The 21,646-nt window shown below is 44.9% G+C and carries 16 protein-coding genes; 4 read left to right on the top strand and 12 right to left on the bottom strand.

Translation table 11 applies throughout. The features are described 5' to 3' along the window. Positions 1 to 122: 122 nt before the first annotated feature. A complete protein-coding gene (locus tag MKX34_RS01785; protein WP_076297261.1) occupies positions 123 to 851 on the bottom strand; it encodes a LytTR family DNA-binding domain-containing protein in 729 nt (242 codons plus the stop codon). Further along, positions 848 to 2,452 (bottom strand): sensor histidine kinase, encoded by a 1,605-nt coding sequence (locus MKX34_RS01780; RefSeq protein WP_280513476.1) that lies wholly within the window; start codon positions 2,450 to 2,452, stop codon positions 848 to 850. Before MKX34_RS01780 ends, MKX34_RS01785 begins: the two co-directional genes overlap by 4 nt. A gap of 260 nt (positions 2,453 to 2,712) precedes the next feature. Between MKX34_RS01780 and MKX34_RS01775 the strand changes: the two genes are divergently transcribed. Beyond that, a complete protein-coding gene (locus tag MKX34_RS01775; RefSeq protein WP_256717656.1) occupies positions 2,713 to 3,228 on the top strand; it encodes a nucleotidyltransferase family protein in 516 nt (171 codons plus the stop codon). A 74-nt stretch (positions 3,229 to 3,302) separates the two neighbouring features. Here MKX34_RS01775 and MKX34_RS01770 read toward each other — a convergent pair whose 3' ends face one another. Then, positions 3,303 to 4,817 carry a methyl-accepting chemotaxis protein gene (locus MKX34_RS01770; RefSeq protein ID WP_051491509.1) on the bottom strand — a complete coding sequence of 505 codons (1,515 nt, stop codon included), beginning with the start codon at positions 4,815 to 4,817 and terminating at the stop codon, positions 3,303 to 3,305. 234 nt (positions 4,818 to 5,051) lie between these two features. Here MKX34_RS01770 and MKX34_RS01765 point away from each other — a divergent pair, with 234 nt between their 5' ends. Further along, entirely contained in the window at positions 5,052 to 6,146 is a 1,095-nt protein-coding gene (locus MKX34_RS01765) for a GGDEF domain-containing protein (protein ID WP_038568323.1), read from the top strand. A gap of 118 nt (positions 6,147 to 6,264) precedes the next feature. Here MKX34_RS01765 and MKX34_RS01760 read toward each other — a convergent pair whose 3' ends face one another. Continuing rightward, complete coding sequence (locus tag MKX34_RS01760) at positions 6,265 to 9,387, bottom strand: EAL domain-containing protein (RefSeq protein ID WP_051491508.1); 3,123 nt, start codon at positions 9,385 to 9,387, stop codon at positions 6,265 to 6,267. 305 nt (positions 9,388 to 9,692) lie between these two features. On the opposite strand from MKX34_RS01760, the gene MKX34_RS01755 reads away from it, so the two are divergent. Together MKX34_RS01755 and MKX34_RS01750 are read left to right on the top strand one after the other, a co-directional pair. Beyond that, positions 9,693 to 9,836: a hypothetical protein gene (locus tag MKX34_RS01755; protein WP_167348483.1), complete on the top strand. Its 144-nt coding sequence runs from the start codon at positions 9,693 to 9,695 to the stop codon at positions 9,834 to 9,836. 174 nt (positions 9,837 to 10,010) lie between these two features. After that, complete coding sequence (locus MKX34_RS01750) at positions 10,011 to 12,293, top strand: TPM domain-containing protein (RefSeq protein ID WP_076101188.1); 2,283 nt, start codon at positions 10,011 to 10,013, stop codon at positions 12,291 to 12,293. A gap of 91 nt (positions 12,294 to 12,384) precedes the next feature. Here the strand turns inward: MKX34_RS01750 and MKX34_RS01745 are convergent, their stop codons facing one another. The 8 genes from MKX34_RS01745 to MKX34_RS01710 form a co-directional block, all read right to left on the bottom strand. Further along, on the bottom strand, positions 12,385 to 14,001 hold the full coding sequence (locus MKX34_RS01745) for an ATP-binding protein (RefSeq protein WP_036687435.1): 1,617 nt from the start codon (positions 13,999 to 14,001) through the stop codon (positions 12,385 to 12,387). A gap of 192 nt (positions 14,002 to 14,193) precedes the next feature. Next, positions 14,194 to 14,982 carry a formate/nitrite transporter family protein gene (locus MKX34_RS01740; protein WP_038568317.1) on the bottom strand — a complete coding sequence of 263 codons (789 nt, stop codon included), beginning with the start codon at positions 14,980 to 14,982 and terminating at the stop codon, positions 14,194 to 14,196. A gap of 416 nt (positions 14,983 to 15,398) precedes the next feature. Continuing rightward, entirely contained in the window at positions 15,399 to 16,499 is a 1,101-nt protein-coding gene (locus MKX34_RS01735; protein ID WP_036687432.1) for a toxic anion resistance protein, read from the bottom strand. Between the two features lie 11 nt (positions 16,500 to 16,510). Beyond that, a complete protein-coding gene (locus tag MKX34_RS01730; RefSeq protein ID WP_036687454.1) occupies positions 16,511 to 17,218 on the bottom strand; it encodes a hypothetical protein in 708 nt (235 codons plus the stop codon). Positions 17,219 to 17,252: 34 nt separating this feature from the next. Continuing rightward, complete coding sequence (locus tag MKX34_RS01725) at positions 17,253 to 18,308, bottom strand: ATP-grasp domain-containing protein (protein ID WP_036687430.1); 1,056 nt, start codon at positions 18,306 to 18,308, stop codon at positions 17,253 to 17,255. After that, positions 18,305 to 19,138 (bottom strand): HAD family hydrolase, encoded by an 834-nt coding sequence (locus tag MKX34_RS01720; RefSeq protein WP_038568311.1) that lies wholly within the window; start codon positions 19,136 to 19,138, stop codon positions 18,305 to 18,307. The genes MKX34_RS01725 and MKX34_RS01720 overlap by 4 nt, the downstream gene beginning before the upstream one ends. Further along, positions 19,135 to 20,286: a cysteine protease StiP family protein gene (locus MKX34_RS01715; protein ID WP_076101184.1), complete on the bottom strand. Its 1,152-nt coding sequence runs from the start codon at positions 20,284 to 20,286 to the stop codon at positions 19,135 to 19,137. Before MKX34_RS01715 ends, MKX34_RS01720 begins: the two co-directional genes overlap by 4 nt. After that, positions 20,267 to 21,577, bottom strand: coding sequence for a phosphoribosyltransferase family protein (locus MKX34_RS01710; RefSeq protein ID WP_076297320.1), 1,311 nt, complete (start codon positions 21,575 to 21,577; stop codon positions 20,267 to 20,269). The genes MKX34_RS01715 and MKX34_RS01710 overlap by 20 nt, the downstream gene beginning before the upstream one ends. Positions 21,578 to 21,646: the final 69 nt, after the last annotated feature.

The following is a 21,646-nucleotide window of genomic DNA, read 5'->3' as shown; positions in this document are numbered from 1 at the left end:
TTTTCCTTCTTTCTCTCTCGTTGTCTGCTACAAGAGCTTCTATCGCCTCTTTATTGTAGCTAAACCAGCCGATGTTGAGAGAAATCCGGCATGAGATGACGGGAATGAAGAATGAATTGCATTTATAAGCGCATAATCTGCCTGAATTCTTTTACCTTACTACGACTTACCGGCACTTCAAAATCTAAATCATGCAGGCGCAGCAAATACGTATTGTTGAACCACGGGATGATTTCCTTGATCTTGGACAGGTTAACAATATAGGAACGATGGCAGCGAAAAAAACGATCCTGCGGCAGCCGCTGAAAGAAATCGCTAATACTAAGTGCCATGCTGTATTCCTCACCTTTAGTCATCACACTTGTACTTTTTTCCTGCGCGGAGGCGTAATAAATATCGTCGGCATTCACTACGATAATCTTTTCATTTTTCCACAGATTAACCTTGTCACTGACCGGATTACGCTCCTCTTCCCCCTGTCGTCCACGGCTGGCAAACGCATTTTCCAGCTTGTGCAGCATGGCTTTAATGCGAACCTCGCTATACGGCTTAAGAATATAGTCAAAAGCTTCAATCTCAAACGCCTCAGCGGCATGCTCCTTATACGCAGTGATGAACACTATGTAGGGTTTTACCGAGAATCTACTGATATTCTGTGCCAACAGCACCCCATCGATAGAGGGAATATTAATATCCAGAAAAATCACATCTACCGTATCACTCTGCAAAAATTTAAGTGCGTCCAGCCCATCTTCAAACTGTACCGTTATATCGATCCCGCTGTGCGTCTCTATTAAATAAGCCAGCTCCTGTCTTGCCAGCTCTTCATCCTCTACGATGATCGCTCTCATTGGTCCTCCTTTTTAACATCAAAAAAGATGTTCGTCCCTTTATCCAATCTCTGAATGGTAAGTCCAGTCCCATAGATCAGCTTTACCCGTTGGTGTACATTAAACAGCCCGATTTTATTCTCCGGCATATCGCCAGTATAGACTTTCTCTATCGTTTCCTCGCTGATGCCAGCTCCGGTATCGCGAATGCCCACCCGTACGGTATCCCCGTGGTCTTTTACAGAAATCGTTACTGTTCCTGTCCCTCTTACCTTCAGTATGCCATGTATAATCGCATTTTCTACAAGCGGCTGAATGATCAGACTCGGAATCCGAACCTGAACCTCATCAATATCATAAAGCACGTTAAGCCGGCTTCCAAAACGCGCCTTTTCGATCTCTACGTATTGCTGGACCTGCTGTAGCTCTCGTTTGATATCAATGAATTCATCGGTAAGCTCCAGATTGTATCTCATATAACCGGACAGATTCACAATCAGCTCACGCGCCTTATCCGGATTAATTCGAATCGAGGACGCAATCGCATTCAGTGCATTGAATAAAAAATGCGGGTTAATGCTGGTCTGCAGTGCCTTCAGCTCCGCTTTGTTCGCCATTTCCTTAATGCCTTCCACCCGCGACACTTCCATCAAGGTAGAGATCATTTGCGACAGACCCACGGCCATAGCTTGAAGTGAGTAGGTAATCTTGTGGGCTTTGGTGTAATAGATTTTGAGCGCTCCCGTCACCTCACCCTTTTCCTTTAAAGGAATAATGATCAGCGACTTGATCTGCGGATTCACGTAATCACTATCATCATTACGGATGGTAATTTCACCACTGGACAACGTTACTTTAGTTTCCTCACTGATAATATCGTTAGTTGTCTCATAATCCTCCTCACCCACACCAACATAGGCACGAATAAACCGAGTATCAGTAATCGCTACAGCGTCTGCACCGATATCCTCTTTGATGATCTGGCAGATGGTGTGCAGCGACTCCTGGTTAATATTGCGAAAATACGGCAAGGTCTTATTGGCAATATCAAGCGCCAGCTTGGACTGCTTAGCCGCAATCCGTTCCTTCTCACCTTCCACGCTCTGCACTAACACGACAATCAGGCCGACACTAATCTGGCTCATAATCATCGGAAAAGCGATCTTGGACACGATATCCACACCCAGCGACATCGGCTGAGCCATCGCTAGAATGAGCAGCATCGTCAGTGCCTCACAGGCCATTCCCGCCAAGATGCCTGCTATCCAGCGACGCTCACCAGAGGTGCGGCGATAGATTATCCCAGACACTATGCCCGCGGTGATACTCGTAATCAGACAAGGAAGAGAGGTTACCCCTCCGATATCAATCAGAAAACGGTGAACCCCTGAGATGATGCCTGTTATAAGTCCAACCCATGGCCCGAACAAAATCCCGCCAGATACGATGGCGATAATTCGTACATTCACAAGCGAACCTTCCACATTAATTCCGCTATAAGTGCCGAAAATGGCAAATAAGCTGAAGATCATCGTTGCAATAGCAAGCTCTTGCGGAGCGTAACTCCCTTTTTGAAAAACCTCTTTAAACCGCGGCAGACGAGTCAATACAAATAGACACATCAGCAATAACGCAGCTCTTTCCAACAATTGCAGTAATATAGTAAACGTATATTGCACGGTCACCGCCTCCAAAGGTCTCGATGTCGATTCATTATAAAGATAGTTCATGCCTCTGTCCATTCAGCCTGTCCCTTTATACCTCTATTGAAACTCTTGTTGTATGATATTAACAGATTGGAAGCATGAATATCGGAGGTGACAGTTTGCACAAAATAGAACACGAGGCAGATATCATTCAGCTTGTACATAATGATCCCTGGATGATGGATATTTTAGAAAATGCCAGATCGCTACAGTTACCTGACTGGTGGGTTTGTGCTGGGTTTGTACGTTCAAAAATCTGGGACACCCTACATGGCTTTGAAGAACGGACCCCTTTGCCAGATATTGATGTTATTTATTATGACGGCAGCAATCTTCATGAGGAAGTGGAAAAGCAATGGGAGGCAAAACTGAGAGAATTAAATCCCCATGTGCCATGGTCCGTTAAGAATGAAGCAAGAATGCATACCATTAACAACCTTGCACCCTATACGTCATCTGTAGATGCCATCTCCAAGTTTCCGGAAACAGCTACAGCGCTTGGGCTTTCCTTAGATGAATACGGCAAGGTTATCCTAACCGCTCCGCATGGGATTGCGGATGTTATTAATGTAGTGTTGCGGGCTACCCCTCATTTCAACAATAATCCAAGCTTACTCCCTATTTATGAAAAACGAATTGCACAAAAAAACTGGCAGGCAACGTGGAAGCAATTGCAGGTCAGCGCTACCTAAAGCTAAGTTGTGTTAGCATCGGAATAAAAAAACAGCAAGCCTCTGCTACAGAAGGGCTTGCTGCTGTTGCTTTATTACACCGCTAAATCAATACCCACCACGCCTACTACATCTCCCTGACGATTCCGGATTGCTCTAGATAATGTAATACAAGAACGTTTCGTAATCGCAGATACGTAAGGTTTAGAGACATATTCACCTTCATTCATGGCCCCATTCCACCAATCACGCCGCTTAGCATTCAACAAGCCAGCCGCTGGCTCGGAGTAGATAAAGGTTCCATCCGTCCGATTAGACCAAATGGCTTGTACATCTGGAATTTTCTTAATGTAAGCGTTCAAAACACCTTGATGAACTTCAGTATCTGGAGCGTAAAGTTCTTCCTTGGCGGAAATCGTCTCCAAGAGACTCTGCATTTCCTGAAGCCGGGCTGCATATTGGCTCATCTCAATTTCCGCTCTGCCCGCAATGCTAGTAACCGATTGCTGCAAGGATTGCGACTCCGCTAACAGATTGGCGCTGACTTCGTTCAGCTGCCCAATTTGATCCCGCTGCCGTGTCACCTGCTCCAGCGTAAGGTCTACATTGGCAATCGTCTCATTCACGATCGCCACCGCACCGCTCAGCTCCGTTGTCACTTCTACAATCAGCTTGCCCTGCTTCGCGGCAGCATCGATTGTTTCCGTCACGGCGCTGCCTACTTCATCTACTCTCGACGCGATATCATCGAGTCGAAGCTTCACCGTGCCGACCTCGTTCACCCCACGCTCCACTGAGACTTGCTCTTTCGTAACGGATTCCAGCACCTGCTGTACTCCATTATTAATGTCAAGCAAGATGCCTGAGGAGCGGTCTACCGAGCTCTTGCTTTGATCAGCCAGCTGCCGAATCCGGCTGGCCACTACTGCAAATCCGCGGCCCTGTTCACCGGCCCGGGCCGCTTCAATAGAAGCATTCAGCGCGAGCAATGAGGTCTCATTCACAATGGAGTTAATCAATGTATTGATCTCCTCTACCATCGCAATATGATTACTCAGGGTAGTAAACTTAGCTAACATGTCCCCACTCTGTGTTTGCAGATCCTTCATCACCCCATCTGCAATGCTCAGGGAATCTACCATTGCTGTCATTCCTTGCCGGGCATATTGCATATTCGAGCCTAGTTTTTCCGTCAATTCTTCGATATGTGCTGTAACTGAAGCTACACCGCCCATCGTCTGATAGGCCCCTTCAATATTGGCTTTAGCTTCGTTGCTGCGAATCCTTAAATCCGTTTCATACGCGTGTGAATAATCCGCTGTCTGCTGCAGCTGCTCTGTATGGCGGCTGATTTCTTCAAGTGCACCATGCAGCCGATCCGAGGTAACTACAATCTCATTGCCAAGAAGCTCCACTTTGTTCTGTGACTCCTTCAGCAGCGCTTCTTTGCGATAACCGTAGCGGGATGTATTCAGCGAGAACCATCCTAGAGAACCCATAAACAGAATAATCACCAGCTTATGAATCCAGAGCATGTCAATCAATAAGCTGTACACACTGACAAGAAGCAACAGGACGACTACAAAAATCTGGTTTGGACGGATCTGCATCTTCAATTCCACTCCACTCGATTGATGTTATGTATTCTAACATTATATCAGCAGAGTTAATTAAAGGAAATACTTTCTATAGTATTCCTTTTCGTTCAATCATTCCCCGGGCCAGGCAATCTCCCCTTATAAAGATGCTTGTTGAACTCCCGCTTCCAAGAAAGCCATCAAGAGGAAACCTGAGCTTATTGTCGAATATATAAGCATATTGCCACTGGAAAAGAGGATCACATTATGCGCGCCACACCTCAAACTCCTCGTCAGACCTATTGGAATCGTGTGCTTCTCAATTCATTCTGGATCATCCTGATTGTGTATTTAAGTATTCAGTTCATTGTTTCTCTATCCTTATGGAGCCAGCGTCCGGAAACCCCAACCAGGAACGATTATATTGAGCACTCGTTGATTTCTGATTCCATCATAGTGAGTTTGATCATTATTCTAGAAGTAATCTATAGATGGAGGCCTCTGTGGGCCCAACTCGCCATTACGGTTGCAAGCCATCTATTTGCGGTTTTGATTATCGTCAATCTCAGCGATGAGTTGCATGTTAAATCATTAATTATGCTGTTCCCGCTACTAGTCTCGATGATCTATCTGAAGAGCAGTTATATGATAGCCACTTCTGCTATTTCTCTACTGTACACGATCATTTTATTCATCAGGACACCCATTCACGAGTACTTACCGATCACCCAAACTATCATTATCGCTCTTATTTTTGCAGGCACTGCTTTGGCAGGTTTTGCAGTAATCGTTCGTGGACGTGATTTGATGCAATCCCTGCAGAACTCCGTTAAGTCAGAACAGGAATTACGCATTCAGAATATAATTATGGATCGTCTATCTAAGATAGACCCCCTGACTGATCTGTATAATCACAAGACTTTTCACGAATATTTAGGTTGGCTAATTGAGCATCAGCAGAGTAATCCATTCTCCATGCAGCTTGCCGTTATGGATATCGACAATTTCAAAAAAGTAAATGATTGCTATGGACACTCCGTTGGAGATATCGTATTACAAAAAGTCGCAGCGATTCTGCTCGAGTATATCGGTCCTGATGATTTCGCCGCGCGGTACGGTGGCGAGGAATTCATTGTCATTTTGACTACCAAAACCTTTGAGCGATCCTATGAAATCATGCAACAAATTCTAGCCAAAGTAGCCGATACCCCTTTTGCCGAAATGGAAGGTAAAAGCATAACCGTCAGTATCGGGATGCATGATTACACAGGCGCAGACTCCAAAAATTCCACTTTTCAGCAGGCTGATGATGCACTTTACGAAGCTAAAAACACCGGGAAGAATAAAATTGTCATCAGCTAGTGACAAGCTCCACAGACACTGTTTATCTGTCGGAGCTTGTTTTTTTGCAAAGACTTAATCTCAGAAGCATTACACACCAAAAACCCCCACCTTGTAGATGAGGGCTGTGTATCAACTGCTATATTCCGTAACGCTTCTGCGGTTCCAAAAGCTCCACCACTTCCTGCTTCGGAACAGGTCTGCTAACCAGATACCCCTGTACCTTATCGCAGCCCGATTTTCTGAGGAAATCCAGCTGGCTGATCTCTTCCACTCCCTCCGCAACGACCTCCAGCCCCATATTGTGTCCCAGCTGTATAATGGTCTGCACAAAAGACTGGCTGTAAGCTTTTTCCGAAAGCGAATCGATAAAGGTTTTATCCATTTTAAGCGTAGAAATCGGCAATTGCTGCAAATAACTAAGAGATGAGTACCCCGTTCCGAAATCATCCAGCGCAATACGAATGCCTTGGGATTTGAGGAATTGAAGCTTATTCACGATACTCTCAAACGATTCCATAAAGATAGACTCGGTGATTTCCAGTTCAAGACAACTAGGCTTTAGCCCGCTTTCAGCCAGACTTTCCTGCACCATCTCGACGAAATCATCCTGCAATAGTTGAATAATGGAAATGTTAACTGATATCTTGTAAGGAATGCCCATACGATCTTGAATGCCCTTCATAAAGATGCACGATTCCCTAAGCACCCATTCTCCAATATAAATAATCAGCCTGGAATCCTCGGCGATTTTGATAAAAGAAAGTGGAGATACAAAGCCCAGCGTTGGACTATTCCAGCGAATTAAAGCCTCAAAACCAGAGATTAATCCAGACTGGATATCCACCTGCGGTTGATAATATAGCTCAAACTCATTATTATTCATGGCACTGCGCAAATGCTTCTCTATATTCATCCGTTCATTAAACGCAGTATGCATGGATTTGTCATATACCACATAAGTCCCCTTGCCATCCTCTTTTGCCCGGTACATAGCGACATCCGCATTTTTTAAGATTTGCTCGGTGGTCTCCCCATCTTCCGGATAAAAGGAAATTCCGATGCTTACGGAAACGTACAAATAACTCTCTCCGATTAAAAAGGACTGCCTGAACGCTCTCATGATACGCTCCGCCAGGTCTAACACATCCTCGTGGTCTTCTATATCCTTAATAAAAATCACGAATTCATCCCCACCGAGCCGAGAGAGCATATCCCCTTCACGCACCAACGACTGCAGCCTTTTGCTAGCCTTCTGAATGAGAACATCACCGGATTTATGCCCTAAGGTATCATTGATGTATTTAAAATTATCGGTATCTACGAACAACAGCGCCGCCTTGCCTCCTGAACATTGCAGATATTTCTCCATAGATTCCAGTAGACATACACGGTTGGGTAAATTACTAAGCTCATCCACATAAGCTAGACGATGCATGTGTTTTTGATTCTCCACCAGCATATCGTATTGCTCTACAAGCTCCTGCTGTGTGGCTGTTAGCTGTTCATAGGTTGCCTCAAGCTCCTGATAACTGTTGCTCAGCTTTAGCTCTACCTGCTTCCGCTTACTAATATCAATCAGTGAACCGATAAATAACACAACTTCATCCTTTGGATCAACGATAGCTTTACCACTTACCTCAAACCAGACGAATTGATTATCTTTGGTCCGCATGCGGTATTCCGTCTCGTAGATAGGTGTTAAACCTGCCAGATGATCATGTCTTGCCTTTTGGGATGATGGCTGGTCATCGGGATGAATAATACTAAGCACCCCATTTTCGAATGAATTGATTTCATCCTCCGTATAGCCCATGAGCTTGTACCAGCGATCCGATAGATTATACAGTCCTGTCTCCCAATCAAGCTCCCACATGTAAGCACCAGAACCCTCTGTCGCGAGACTGAACCGTCGTTCACCTACCTGCAGCTTAGCAAATTGCTCCTGTAGCTCGACCTCTGTCGCTGACAGCTCTTCGTAAGTAGCTTCCAGTTCCTCATAACTTTGCTGAAGCCTTAGCTCATTTTGTTTGCGCTCATCGATATCCACTCCTACAAGCACAAAAATATCAGCTGCCTGCTTATCCAATCCTTTTAACAAGGTGGTCCGAAATGAAAAATACCGCGCTGCTGGCGAATTGTCCGGAAGTTTATGCTCGATATTATCAACATAGTCAAGCTGTACGGCTCTTTCCAGCAGATTCCGAATAGCCGCCGTACTGCCTGTCAGACCCTCCATATCCGCAATGTTTTTGCCCACTACTTCATTCTCGCATAGGCCCGTCATTCGCTCAGCGTAATTGTTAAACCGAACTACCTTTTTATCCGCCTGCACAGCCCAAACCACCATACCGCTATGCTCTATTACATCCTCAAAAAATTGCTGTTCCGAATAAACCGCACGCCGTAAGTGATTAATATACATTTTTAGCAAAACCGCACTAATGATTAGAAGACCAAGCAGAATAATGGCTCCCACAATAAATCTATTGCGCATCATAACTTTATAATAATCTGAATGAACGTAGAAATAGTGCTGATACAGCTCTTCAAAAGCACCGGAACGATGCAGGCGATCCAATCTCTCGTTAACATAAGTTACTAGCTCCGGAGCGGATTTACTTATTGCAAAAGCAACATCCCTAGGGTAGAGATTGCTCATTTTTTTGATAATACTCCCCTTCAATTTCTGTTCAGCAATCAGATAATCGATCACTTCCTGATTCTCAAATAGAAGGTCGATTTCCCCTTTTTCAAGAGCCTTTAAAGCTTCAGGAGTCGTTGCATACTCTATGTAATTTGTAATCCCCACCTTGCTGTTCAGCACGGTTGCAGAATACTGTCCATTCCCTAACCCAATCTTATAACTTCCCAACGTCTTTAAATCGATCTCATCCTCAAGCTCTCGCCTTGCATAGATGGAAATATAGTTTTTAATAACCGGATCTGAAAATAACACCTCTTGGTTACGCGACTCCGTAATTGCCATAAGACCTGCTATCTCAATATCTCCTTGAATCAGCCGACTGTAAACTTCATCCCATTGCCCAGTACTGTAGTGAATAAGATAATCCTGCTTCTCAAAAATCATCGTGCTCAAATTAATATCAAACCCGGTCAAATACCCATTTTCTACATATTTATACGGTGGATATTCCAGTTCTACTTGGTACCTTATATCCTCTCTTTCGGCGTGAGCGGCTGTAGGAGGTACGAGCAAAAGCAGAAAAATAATCAGAAGCAACATTGTGCACCGCTTCATTGCCCAATTCCCCTTTTTGCAAAAATTTAGAATTTAAAGCATTATTCTAAAAAGTATTCGACAAAATATGGTAAGATTCCTGCTAATTCTTTCCTAAAACCACACATTATACGCAAATCCCCATCTTTCGATGGACTCTTTTATTTGTAAATGATAAAAGTTACGAAGTCTGGATTTTTATATTGCTTTTTACATAGAAAATGTGGATAATAGCAATAACGACAAACGATGATAATGATTATCATTATTATAAGCGTTAATAATTTCAATTTACTATATTTAAGTTAAAAGGAGACTGATCACCCATGAACGTTACCTCTACCCGAACAACATTACAGGTTGACGATTATCTGGATCTGCTCAATCTTGCCGTTAAAGTTGGAGATTTGAAATGGCAAAAAGAAATTAAATCCAGACTGCAATACATTCTCTGTCTGCCGACAAGATAATGCTTCTGAATATACGCCGTGTTCCCTTATTGGGAGCATGGCTTTTTTTGTTAGTATGCCGACATAGCTATATAATAATAGGAGTATCTCCAGGTCACCTGATGGTTAATGATATAGTATAATTATCAGCATAATATATAGAATAAAAAGCCCTTCAGATCGGAGCGTGTCAGCTTGAAAAAGTATATAGCTTTATTCTTAATGCTCAGCCTGTTATGGATACCCGGTGCATATGCCGCTGGAATTCCTGCACAGCAGGGATTCGTTACCGATAACGCTGAAATGTTCAGTTCCGCAGAAGCCGCGTCTATTTCTGCTACCGCTACTGGAGAACTCCTGACCATCCACGTACTCACTGTAGATTCCACAGACGGTACTCCAGCTGATAAGTATGCAGACAAGGTTTACGACTCGTGGAAACTGTCCACGCGGGATCTTCTACTGCTGATCTCCGCTGGTGACCAGTCCATTGAGCTAAATTTCTTAAATCCAGACTTTCAAAGCTCGTTAAATACTTGGTCTAAGAATCAGGGAGGGTCCTCGGGAAGTTCAGCCATCCAAAAACTGCTCGACACTTATTTCATTCCTTATGCCAAAAAAGGGGACTTCGCTGGCGGGACAAAGACTTTGATAAATGCCATCCATTCTATTGGAGATCGTGCCGGCAATACTGGAGGAACCGCAGGAAGCGGGAGCGCAGTCGGCGCCGGGAATGGTGTAAACCGCTCCAGCAGCTCCATGTTTATGATTGCAGCGATTCTTATCGGAGCCCTTCTAATCCTCCTTGTACTCTTTGTAGTGGTTACGGGCCTGCGTCGCCGCAAGCAGCTTAGCGAGCAACAGAAACAGTTATCTAATTTAATGGTCCAGGCAAATCGGGCACTGGAATCGCTAAATCCTTTTCAAGGGATCGTTCAAGGCAAGACGGGAGAGCTAGTCGAGGGTATTTCTAAGCGGCTGTCTGCCAAGCTCGTTGAAATCTCTGCACTACAAAGTGAAGGTCAAGGCGTTCAGCCGGCATTTTATCGCTTGGCTGCCCTCAAGACAGCTGTGAAACAATTACAGCTGACCGAAGCTTCCTTCCGCGCAGCGCTTGAAGAGGAAGAGAAACACATTGCTGTCATCAGCGAAGCTGACCGCAATGTCAAACAGCGTATTACAGAGCTGAAAGAGGATACGCCGGAGCTTGAAGAGCAACTGCAAGGTGCAGTTAAAGAAACCGGGTATGAACTTCAAGAAATTGTAGAAGAACTTAAGGAGCTTGCGGAGGAGACAGCTAAGGCAGACCAATTAGAGCTTTTTGATCCCATTGCTGCACAAGAGGTTACCGAGGATGCACAGGAACGTCAGGAAAAGATCGAACAGGATCTGAAGGATGTTGATCTCTATGATGATAAGCTAAACAAATTCCCTACGGTATTAGCTGCGGCACGTGCCAAAATCACCGGGATCATTGAACAGAATTCACTGCACAATATGAAGGTTAAGCCATATGATCACCTGGAGCAGGCCCGCGCAGAATCGTTGACTCTTGAAGCGCCACTGCGTATAGGAGATATGGATGAGGTGCGCAGAATCGGCGCCAGTCTAGACCTTCTTCTGGATGAAGCTATTGCTATGACAGAGCAACAAGCACTGCTGCGGCAGAATAACCGTAGAGATCTAGAGACATTCCGCACCACATGGAGCCATTTGAAACAGCGGCGAGACGAGCTGCAGGCACGAATTACAGAAGCACGTGTACATTTCGAAGAACAGCATGTAGCTACTATAGAGAATATTCTGACGGAGTGGAGCACACGTCTTCGGGAAGGCGCAGGTGAAGTGGCGCAAATTGAGAACTGGACCAGTGATGAACGGGGCGAATATGACAAGGCCCACGATGCGCTGGAGCGCTTGCTGTCATTGCAGGATGAAGCTGGCCGGCAATATGACGGTGTCTCTGAAAGTCTAAATGTATTAAATGAAAGACTTGATAAAGTACAACGTCTCTTCTCCGAAGGACAAAGCCGGGTAGAGACGACCCAGCGAATGCTGCACAGCAGAGGCTTGTCTTCCAGAATCCGCTTTGAGTTGTCCTTATTGCCGGAATATAGCCAGTTGGAGCAACGGCTGTCATCCCGGCCTTACAACCTAGAGGAACTGGAATCGATTGGCCGCGCTTATGACGCTCACATCACTTCCTTTGTGAATGAAGCGAACCGAATCATTCGCCAAAAGGAAGAGGAAGAACGGCTGGCCCAGCTAGCCATGATGAGAGAGCAACAGCGGCGTGCACAAGCCCGTAAACGAATGTCCTCTGGTCCTCCTTCTTCAGGTGGATTCGGTGGGGGACGTTCCTCCGGCGGCTCTTCCTGGGGCGGAGGCGGCAGTGGCGGCAAATCCTCCGGCGGTTCTTCTTGGGGCGGTGGCGGCGGCAAATCCGGTGGAAATTCATCGGGTGGCTCAAAGTGGTGATTCCTCACCATTAGATGCAAATGGATATACAAAAAGACTCTTTCGCCTATACCGGGCGGAAGAGTCTTTTTAATTATGAATTATTGCTGTTTCATTTGTGGTATGAATGTGCCATTGGAAGATAAATTGTAACGGCTGTGCCCACTCCCTTTTCACTAGCTATTGCCACATATCCTCTGTGGGCAGTCACGATTTTTTTGACAATCATGAAGCCAAGTCCATTCCCATCACCTCTGGTCGTGTGAAAGGGCTCCCCTAATTTCTCCAGAACTTCCTTGTTCATACCCTCTCCATTATCGGTAAAGGTAATCACCTGGAATTCATCTTTCACATCAAGAGTTACTGTAATGCTCCCGCCAAAAGGCAAAGCTTCCATTGAATTTCTTAGGATATTCAGGAAAATCTGCTTAATCTGATTGCGGTCACATTCGATCTCAGCATCATAATGGATCTTTGTATTCAACGCTATATTATTCATCTCCACCTGAATCGCGAAGATATTCAATACTTCCAGAAGGATCGTACTACATTGTTCAGTCATATAATGCGCAGCCTGCGGCTTACCCAGAATAAGAAACTCGCTCACAATGAGATTCATTCTTTCCACTTCTGACATAATGAGATCATAATGCAGCAGACGTGAATCTTTATTAGCCAGTTGAAGCATCCCTTTCACCGTAGTCAGGGGATTGCGAATCTCATGTGCAATGCTCATGGCCAGTTGTCCTGCGACCACTAGCTTTTCTGTATTGCGCAGCACTTCTTCCGTTCTTTTCATCTCCGTGATGTTGCGCAAACTTCCAATCACACGCGCTAAGTAACCATTCGCATCGTAAACGGGTAGTACATCTAACATATAATGCTCGAACAACCCGTTTTTCTCCTGAATCACTTCTAACCCGGCACATGCGACATGATGTATGATGACATGTTGAAAGTATGCGCCCACATTCCTAATTTCAAAGACACTAGTTCCAACAACAGACTCTTGATGCTCACCACCCAAATGAAGCATGGCTAAACCGTTCTCATTTATATTCACGACTGTTCCGAATTGATCTGTTATGATTACCCCTAAGTAATTGGTCTCTAGCAAAATCCGATTTAATAATTGCAGCTGAGAATTTCCTCTCCGCAACAAAATCTCACGTTCAATCGAGTCAGCCATCGTACAGAGCAGAGGCAGCAAATGGGGATGGGCTACATCTATATCTGCCATAAATGAAATTGTACCTAAGATTTCCTGCCCATTTTCTTTATAAAATGGAGCCGTACAGCATACTAAATGATGCAAAATATGATGGAAATGGTCTCGTCCTGTCAGCTGGAATGGCCTCTGATATTCAAGGGCTAAAGCGATTGAATTGGTACCCACCTCTTTGTTCATCTGCACGCCTTCTTTGATGCCTACCTGTCCTACGAGATCAATAATCGTCGCATCTCCCTGGAACGCCAATAGATAACCTGCATCATCCGAAATCGTAATTAGGATCGGGTTCCCCTTTACTGAGGACAGAAATTTTTTGACAAAAAATTCGATAACCTCAATCACTTCACTATATACGCTAAGCTGCGCTCCCAATTCATCAGCAGAATATCCCTTTGCAAAGACAGGCGGTTGCTCAGGATCAATTCCTTGGTCTATACAATGCTGATTGGAAGCCTTAATAATGGTCTCATCCGTCAGTATCCCTGTTGTCTCATCCAAAGCCCTTACCCCATTCTGTATGAATCTTCAATTTTGCATTGCATAATTATGTATTCTACCTCTCTCCCTCTAATCCTTTTCAATCCTTAAAAATCAAATAATCCCAATGTTAAAAAATAACTTTCTGCACAAAAAAACTCCACCCCTGTAAAAGAGCGAAGTTTTGGAGGATTATTTTTTTCTGTTTTTCTGTTAATGCTTAGTGTCATCCAAAAAAGGTTTATTCACATAATAATACATTACCCCCATCAGTACGCCACCGCCAATTAAATTGCCGATCGTAACGGGGACAAGGTTATGGAACACTCCATACCACGATACCGTTCCGGGATGATCAAGTACAAGCGCAATCGCAAAGGTACACATATTGGCAATACTATGCTCATAGCCGGAGATGAAAAAACAGAATACGAATAAGACCATTGCGAACATTTTGGCCCCATCGCCTTTCATATTCATGGGTATAAAAAAAGCCATACAAACGAGCCAGTTACAAAGAATGGCCCGAAAGAAAAGCTGACCTGCCGGGGCTTCCATCTTATGCTCCACTACATATAACAAAAATCCGTTTACATCTGAGCTATAGAACAGTCCTGTCAAAAAAATCAGCAAGGCAAAAACGGCAGCTCCAAGAATATTACCGATATAACTCATGATCCACATGCGGACAACCTCAGACCATTTCATTTTCCGTCTTAGTGCCGTGTATGTGTAATAAAAAGTATCTCCGGTGAATAAATCCCCACCACCAAAAGAAATTAGAATAATAGCCGCTCCGAAAGTTATCGCAGCCATTGGATATGCAAAGGGGGATTGCTCCATAAAGAAATAGTTGCCTGTCTTAAAGGCTACAATTACACCGAATCCGATAAACATACTGGCCAGCATGGCTCTGGCAATATAGCGCATTACGCTTTGCCGGAATATCTTCTGTTTCTTAAGTGCTAAATGTTCAACCTGAAGCAGCGCCTCGTTCTCCATGTGACCTCCTTAGGGATTTTGGTATTTCCAGCTGATTATGGGCTAATCGTACAGCCTTGCGTTATTATACCCAATAACCCGCTGGAAATTACTTGAACCAATTCACGCCAAAAAATCCCTGAATACTTACGGGGAAGCGAAGCTACCTCTTGCTAATTGTCTTCATTGATTTTAGCAATGGCTTCTGCTTTTTCACTGCTGGCGACGATGATAAGCACGAGTATCAAACAGCCTAAAACCATAGCCTATCCCCACTTCCTCCACATGTAGTCTTGTGACAACTTATGTATGTGGATAGGGCTTTATGTTTGGCTACAGCAAACTTCATTTGATTAGACCAAAAAAAGCAGAGCAGCGAGCCCCCAGAAACGAAGGCTCACTGCTCTGCTATATTTTTACGGTCTTTTTTTAACTAATTAGTTCAAGAAACTGCTCAGTTGGCTCTCTGCTTCACCTTGTTTCAGCGCCTCAGGCTTGTCCGCTTCATTGAGACCTAGACGATTGCCCAATTGGGTATTGATCGTCGTCATTTTGGATGTATAATCCTGGCAGCTCTCGATAATACGACGGTTTGACTGTTCCGAAGTGTCTAATGCGCTAAGCAGATCGCCGATCGCTTGATTCACGGCTTCCATAGACATGGAAGGTTTGGATAGAAGCTCGGTCGTTTTTTCTGTAGTCGTACGCAGCAAGCGTGCATTTTCTTTAAACTGATCTTCAATCGTCTTATTTGTTGCTTCTACAGCATTGATAACATTCTCCTGATCGGCCAGCGACATCGCAATCATTGCCGACACTGTGATCAGATTAGAGGTCTTATCAATCGCATTATTCACGGAATCGATCAGTTTATCATTATTGTCATTGATGATATCTGTAGCAGCGATCGCTTGATTGTACAATAGAATCATCTCTGTCATGGACTGAATACGAACCATCACTTTACGTAGACCACGCTCCAGATAAGCTTTACGGAACTCATTCTCAGGCTTCGCAATCTCCACCTCGAACAGCTCTTTTAGCTTATTGCCGAAGGCAATTTTGGTCTGCAGGTTATAGATCTCCTCCATAGAGGTACGTTTCAGCTGGCGCATATTTACAATACTCTCTTCGAGGGTATCTCTGCCGTCGCGTAGGCCGGTAACAATCGCATCAATATTCGTGCGGACAGACTGATATTTGTACACATAGTTCTTCATCGGACTCTTCCGCAGCATTTTGCCGAAAAAGCTAACATTCTTACTCTGTTGCAGATTTTCACACTCATTCCGCAGCTTCATAATCATGTTAGGCACTTCAACACGCTTACCGGACATCAGGTCATTTACCGGACGATCCAGCAGTTTGAGGGTTTGGCCTGCTTTTTCCTGCGTCTTCACCCCAAGCTTCCCGATATCATCCATTAAAGAATCCAGTGTGACTGTATCTGTTTGGGATACCTTCTCGATCAATTGTGCCGCTTCTTCGACTACCTTTTGTTCATCTTCTTTTTTTAATTGGATCAACTGCGTGGACATGGGTTTCCCTCCTATAATTCGGAACTGCTATACCGCTGATGAATCAGTTCCGCCTTCGTCTGAAGTTCCATCAGGTCTTTATGTTCGATCGTCGAAGCAATATCCGATATTTTGGAATCAACATCTCTTAGACCGTTCAGCAGCGTTCTCCGATTCTTCGTCTTTGCTTCACCACTTAGGCGCAAAAATGGGTTAATCACACCATTCAAATCCTTCAGAATCAATCTGCGGACCGTGTGATTAATATCGCCATTATTGAGCTCCTGCAGCAGCGGAATTACACGTTGAAGTCTCGCAAAAAGCGCCAGTGATTTCTCGACAATTTCATTGTCCAGTGTATCCTTCTGCCCTTCGGAGATAATCATATCTTCCAGAATGCTAAGGTACTCAACTACCGGAGCAAATTCCGGTCCAATCTTCGTCGGTTCTGCCTCAGTTCTACCACTATTGCCCGGATTAAATGGTGCAGCATTATTTGCCGCACTATTTAATTGCGGAGCATTTGCAGAGGGAGCTGGAGCAATAGGTACCGTCTCTGGACCTGCTGGCAGCACCTCAGCCGGAAGGTTGGTTCTCGGACTTCTCGTTGCAAGAACCCCTACAGCAGCACCTGCTACAGGCAACAGCAAGGAGAGTAACTCAGGCAGAAAAGAGCTCGTTAATACAGCGACAACATAGCCAATACCGGCATACAGCAATATTTTCGATTTAAATTTAATTTTTCTCACCTCTTGTGAGCGAGATTGCGAACGCTCAATTCACGGGATCCGAAATTACGGATTCGCCGTTTATTTTCATAATTAACGGCTGCTCTACATGGCTGGCAAGCACATTATCGCCGAACTCCGCAGGCTGTACCTCTCCGCCGAGTGCACTTTTGACAGCCAGGTATGGAAAGTTAATTCCAGACAGACAAGAAATATGAAGACCTCCAGACATCCGGGGGTTAATCTCCAGCAGTTTAGGAATTCCACCACTATACTTCATTTGAATATTGAAATTGAAAGGTATTTTATATACCTCTGCTACCCGAGAAGCGATCTCCTCCAGCTCCGGAATATGCTCCATCAGCCGCAGACGGCCGCCAGCTTTACGACGGGGCACAGCCGCTAACAGTCTGCCGTTCTCATCTGACAAGCAATCTATACTGTATTCATAACCTTCCAGCAATTCCATCACCATAAGTTCAGGGAATGTAGCTTCACTTCCCAGAATACGATAAGCCTCTTCGAAGGATATCAGCGGTGTTACATGACCAAACAGCTCCTGCAGAGGACTACGTGTGTTATCAATGATACGGAAGCCGAGGCCCCCCTCTGTCTCCGTAGGTTTAAAGCATACGCGATGCCCTTTGGCTACAAGATCATGATAAGCCTCTTTGAACTGCTCTGCTGTACTGACCACATGATAATCAGGAATTGTCATAATCCCGGTTTCCTTAACACTTTCGTAGAACTTACCCTTATCCATGATGGTCTCCAACAAGTCCAAATCTCTACAGACCAGAACCTTGGTACCAATCGCATCAAACATAGCAGCATGCAAAGCTATATCCAGCATATGTAACCGTGGAATAAAGATATCGATCTCATTGCGGCGACAGAAATCCACACAAAATTGAACATATTCTATTCCAGTCAGTGCCGGTTCAGTCCCAGCAACATCAGCCCCTTGAAGTGACATATGGTGAATATCTGGGTGCGTGGCGAAGATTTGTACAGGAACGCCATCCTCATTATTGCGGATGAGATTCATATAATGGTAAGCGACGGAAAACCAGCGATTGAAATAAATGTTTACCTTTTTCATAGTGGCCCAACTCCCAATACGGTTAAGTTATTATAGATCATGTTTACATACTGTAGAATTTCATCACCAGCAAAAACACCCGCTTGCTTCGTAAAGGGATACCTTGATTTTACAAGACCACTCTGCTGCTCTGCAAATATTTCTCCATGACAAGGAGCAATCGCATAGTCCGCACTTTCTAGTAAACTCTTATCCAACAAGGAATCTCCCGATGCTACCATCGGTTCTGACCGAACCGTCCGGCGTACATAAACAATCGCATCACTTTTATTTACAGCGGCAGGAACGACATATAGCTTGCGCCCTTGTAAGGATACCCGCCAGCCCAAATCGTATAATCGCTCTGCCAGATTCGTAATCTCATCCATAGGTAATAAATCACGCACTACCACAAAGGTATAGAATAAATCATCACAATACCGCTCACTAATGATCCATTCCTCGTGCACTACAGACCTAACGTGCATTCTAACTTCTTCTGCCGCAGCCGATTCATTTTGAACAAGCCTGCCCACAGAAGCTCTCCAGCTCTTATCCACTTCGCCACCAATCAGAATATTCCCGCCATTACTAGTAATCGCGTAGTCTGGAATAATCGTGTCTTGAAACAGATTAATACGCTTATACTGCGCGATTGTACGTGTTGTAACGGGCATAAAGATAATACGGGAAGTAAGCTCCATCAGATCAGCCAATGCTTTTTGGGAAATGTATGAAACCGTCTTGCCATCCACAACCTCCGCAGGAACCAGGCCCGGAGTATTCTCCGGGACACCGATTGCATTTAGGGAATAGATTAACGTTCGGTCCAAATCACTGGCATAGATCATTCCGTCTCACCTCTCAGCGGTTTAATAATCCCGCAACAGGAATAGGTGAGTCCAGGGAATACTTCTACTGGAACCCCCCTATCCTCTGCTAAGAGAATAATATGACGGAGATTTGGATTATCCATAGTATCGACAAGAATCTTCCACGGTACTCTGCGCAGCAGCACTCGGGTTGTTTCTCCGACTCCGGGCTTGACCAAATTGATGTTATCTATGCCGAACACTTCTTGAATACTCTGAATATCACGCAGCCCCTGCCATGTAATTTCTGGCGGGGATTGCTGCATCTGTTCAGCAATCGCTTGTGCTTCTTCCGCAACGGAGGAGAAATACGGGCAGATCGCCGCAATGAATACATTAGATACATCCGTATCGAGCCATTCCTTGTAGAATTTAGCCCCATGGAATTCTTCCGGACCGATTAAATCGTCGCGCAGCACTGTCCGGCTCATCAGCCCTGACACCGTAGAATTGAGGCATGCACTAGGAATAAGATAATCCTCTCTAGTACCGAACGTGCCTGAACAATTCCCGGGATCAGCCAATACGGCCAGGTCATCATTTAGCCGAATGCCATATTTCTCATACAGGCTGTTGCACGCTTCAATCAATACCTGGCGAATAGCTCCTTTCCCCGTCCATCCATCGACAAACTGCAAATCAGCGTCAAGCCCGTGCTTTTGCAGAATATAGAGGATTGCGTTCTCATCAATCCCCTTGCCCCGAATGATAGAGATACTATAATGCGGCAAATCAGCATCATATCGCTCTTGGATATAACGCTTAATCAGTACACCAATTGGTGTTCCCGCTCTTGCCAAAGAGACTAACACCGTATCAAGTCCCCGTTGAGCGACAATCATCTCAGAGACTACCGCTACTGCTAGAGCGACCTTCTCCGCAGATTGCTCCAGCGTCTCGTGAAATAACTCAATATACTGCTCAGTAGGCTGATATTCCACGGGCAGCATCTCAGAGTAATGTACACCTGATTGAATGGCGGCCTCTCTTTCGTCAGTCGCCCGCTCCAGTGAAACATCACTCAGATCCTTTAGCAAAAATATAACATCTGATGGAGAATAGCTGCCTAGCGGAACCGGTTCGGCTATACTTCTGTTTAGAATTTCTTCAGTTACTGTTCCCTTCATTGGTAGGGCCTCCACTTCTTCTTTCCGAGGTCAGTACAATAAGATGCACTTTATGGCGGGCCAGTTTCTTCAGTATATCAAGCATAGGTTTCATACGTTCATGCGGTACATCACGCTCAATCAGCACAAATATATCATCGTATTGATCAGGAGCTACATTATAGATAAAGTTTGTGATCTCCGGGTCGCCGGCTGAAGGATAGGCAGCAGCACTATGCACCCCATAATCCGGTCGACGCTCAGGGTGGATTGGACTTCTAGTGGAAGACTGATAAGCAATCCCTTCCCCCATTTCCGCCGCCACTCTCATCGGAAGATACATAAATTCCCCTACGCCCATTACCAAGGCTTTCTGTCCTCTACGCAATTGCCGCAGCTGTTCAGCTATTCGTTTCACACCCTGATCAAGCCCCGGATTATCCTGCGACACAATTCCGAAACGTCCACTATATTTCATATACGGCGCTGTGTTAATCTCACCATATGAATCGATAGAGGATACCTCCAGTCGTTCCATTCCATCTGGAGCATAAGTGGTTACAACCTCACACTCTAAAGCAGCCTCTCTATCCAGCTGCTCTGTATCCTTATTAAATACTGGTGAACCTATCACTTCAATATTCCCTTGCAGCAGACATAACGACTTAATGCGAATCCCCAGCTCCTGCTCAAGATCACTATAGCGTTGAAGATTGCTGCCGCTTCTCCAGTCCAAAAGGGAGACTACCACATATTCCTCCCGCGGGAACTTTGACTGAATATCCCGAATCGTATTGATCGCGGTTTTCCCAGTCGTTATCTCGTCATCTACCAATATAATGGGCTCTGTCCCAGATAAGAGTTCGGCATCCAAGGCATAACATAGATGATCAACCGCATGAGAATGTTCTTCTACAAAACTTACAACAGACTCCAAATCAGGAATATGCTCACGCGTAGTATGAATATATGATGCCTGCTCAGCAAAGATGTTGTACACACTGTGACCCAGTGCAGTTGCCGTTTCTGCGAATCCAATAAAAACCACAGGCTTGGGCAAAACCAGCTGGACCGCTAGCAAATGTTGATAGGCTTCCTTAGCAAATTCAGGATGAATCAGCCCATGAACCGCCATATCCAATAACTCTGTCATACGATCACTGTCCACGGAATCACCGTTCATCTCCTGATATAACAGCAGCGCCAATGCTGCTCCGCTTAGAAGTGAAGTATACGGATCGACGGGGATATGCTTGCCAAGCACCTTACTGACAAACAGAAAAGTCCGCTTTTTATTAATTCGCGCCGCCATAGAGAATAAAGAATCCAGAGGCATATGAAAGGGGTTAAAGGTTTCGGTTACATTCACTTGCAGGTTCTC

This window comes from Paenibacillus sp. FSL R5-0636, assembly GCF_037974255.1.
GTDB classification, from domain to species: domain Bacteria; phylum Bacillota; class Bacilli; order Paenibacillales; family Paenibacillaceae; genus Paenibacillus_AQ; species Paenibacillus_AQ odorifer.
Note: the sequence above shows the minus strand (reverse complement) of the source record. Positions and strands in the feature narration are given on the sequence as shown.

Coding starts and splice junctions, on each gene's coding strand:
- MKX34_RS01785 (WP_076297261.1), bottom strand. CDS start 851: ATGAGAGCGATCATCGTAGAGGATGAAGAGCTGGCAAGACAGGAGCTG.
- MKX34_RS01715 (WP_076101184.1), bottom strand. CDS start 20,286: ATGAAGGGAACAGTAACTGAAGAAATTCTAAACAGAAGTATAGCCGAA.
- MKX34_RS01775 (WP_256717656.1), top strand. CDS start 2,713: ATGATGGATATTTTAGAAAATGCCAGATCGCTACAGTTACCTGACTGG.
- MKX34_RS01755 (WP_167348483.1), top strand. CDS start 9,693: ATGAACGTTACCTCTACCCGAACAACATTACAGGTTGACGATTATCTG.
- MKX34_RS01740 (WP_038568317.1), bottom strand. CDS start 14,982: ATGGAGAACGAGGCGCTGCTTCAGGTTGAACATTTAGCACTTAAGAAA.
- MKX34_RS01760 (WP_051491508.1), bottom strand. CDS start 9,387: ATGAAGCGGTGCACAATGTTGCTTCTGATTATTTTTCTGCTTTTGCTC.
- MKX34_RS01710 (WP_076297320.1), bottom strand. CDS start 21,577: ATGGCGGCGCGAATTAATAAAAAGCGGACTTTTCTGTTTGTCAGTAAG.
- MKX34_RS01780 (WP_280513476.1), bottom strand. CDS start 2,452: ATGTGTCTATTTGTATTGACTCGTCTGCCGCGGTTTAAAGAGGTTTTT.
- MKX34_RS01720 (WP_038568311.1), bottom strand. CDS start 19,138: ATGATCTATGCCAGTGATTTGGACCGAACGTTAATCTATTCCCTAAAT.
- MKX34_RS01735 (WP_036687432.1), bottom strand. CDS start 16,499: ATGTCCACGCAGTTGATCCAATTAAAAAAAGAAGATGAACAAAAGGTA.
- MKX34_RS01770 (WP_051491509.1), bottom strand. CDS start 4,817: ATGCAGATCCGTCCAAACCAGATTTTTGTAGTCGTCCTGTTGCTTCTT.
- MKX34_RS01725 (WP_036687430.1), bottom strand. CDS start 18,308: ATGAAAAAGGTAAACATTTATTTCAATCGCTGGTTTTCCGTCGCTTAC.
- MKX34_RS01765 (WP_038568323.1), top strand. CDS start 5,052: ATGCGCGCCACACCTCAAACTCCTCGTCAGACCTATTGGAATCGTGTG.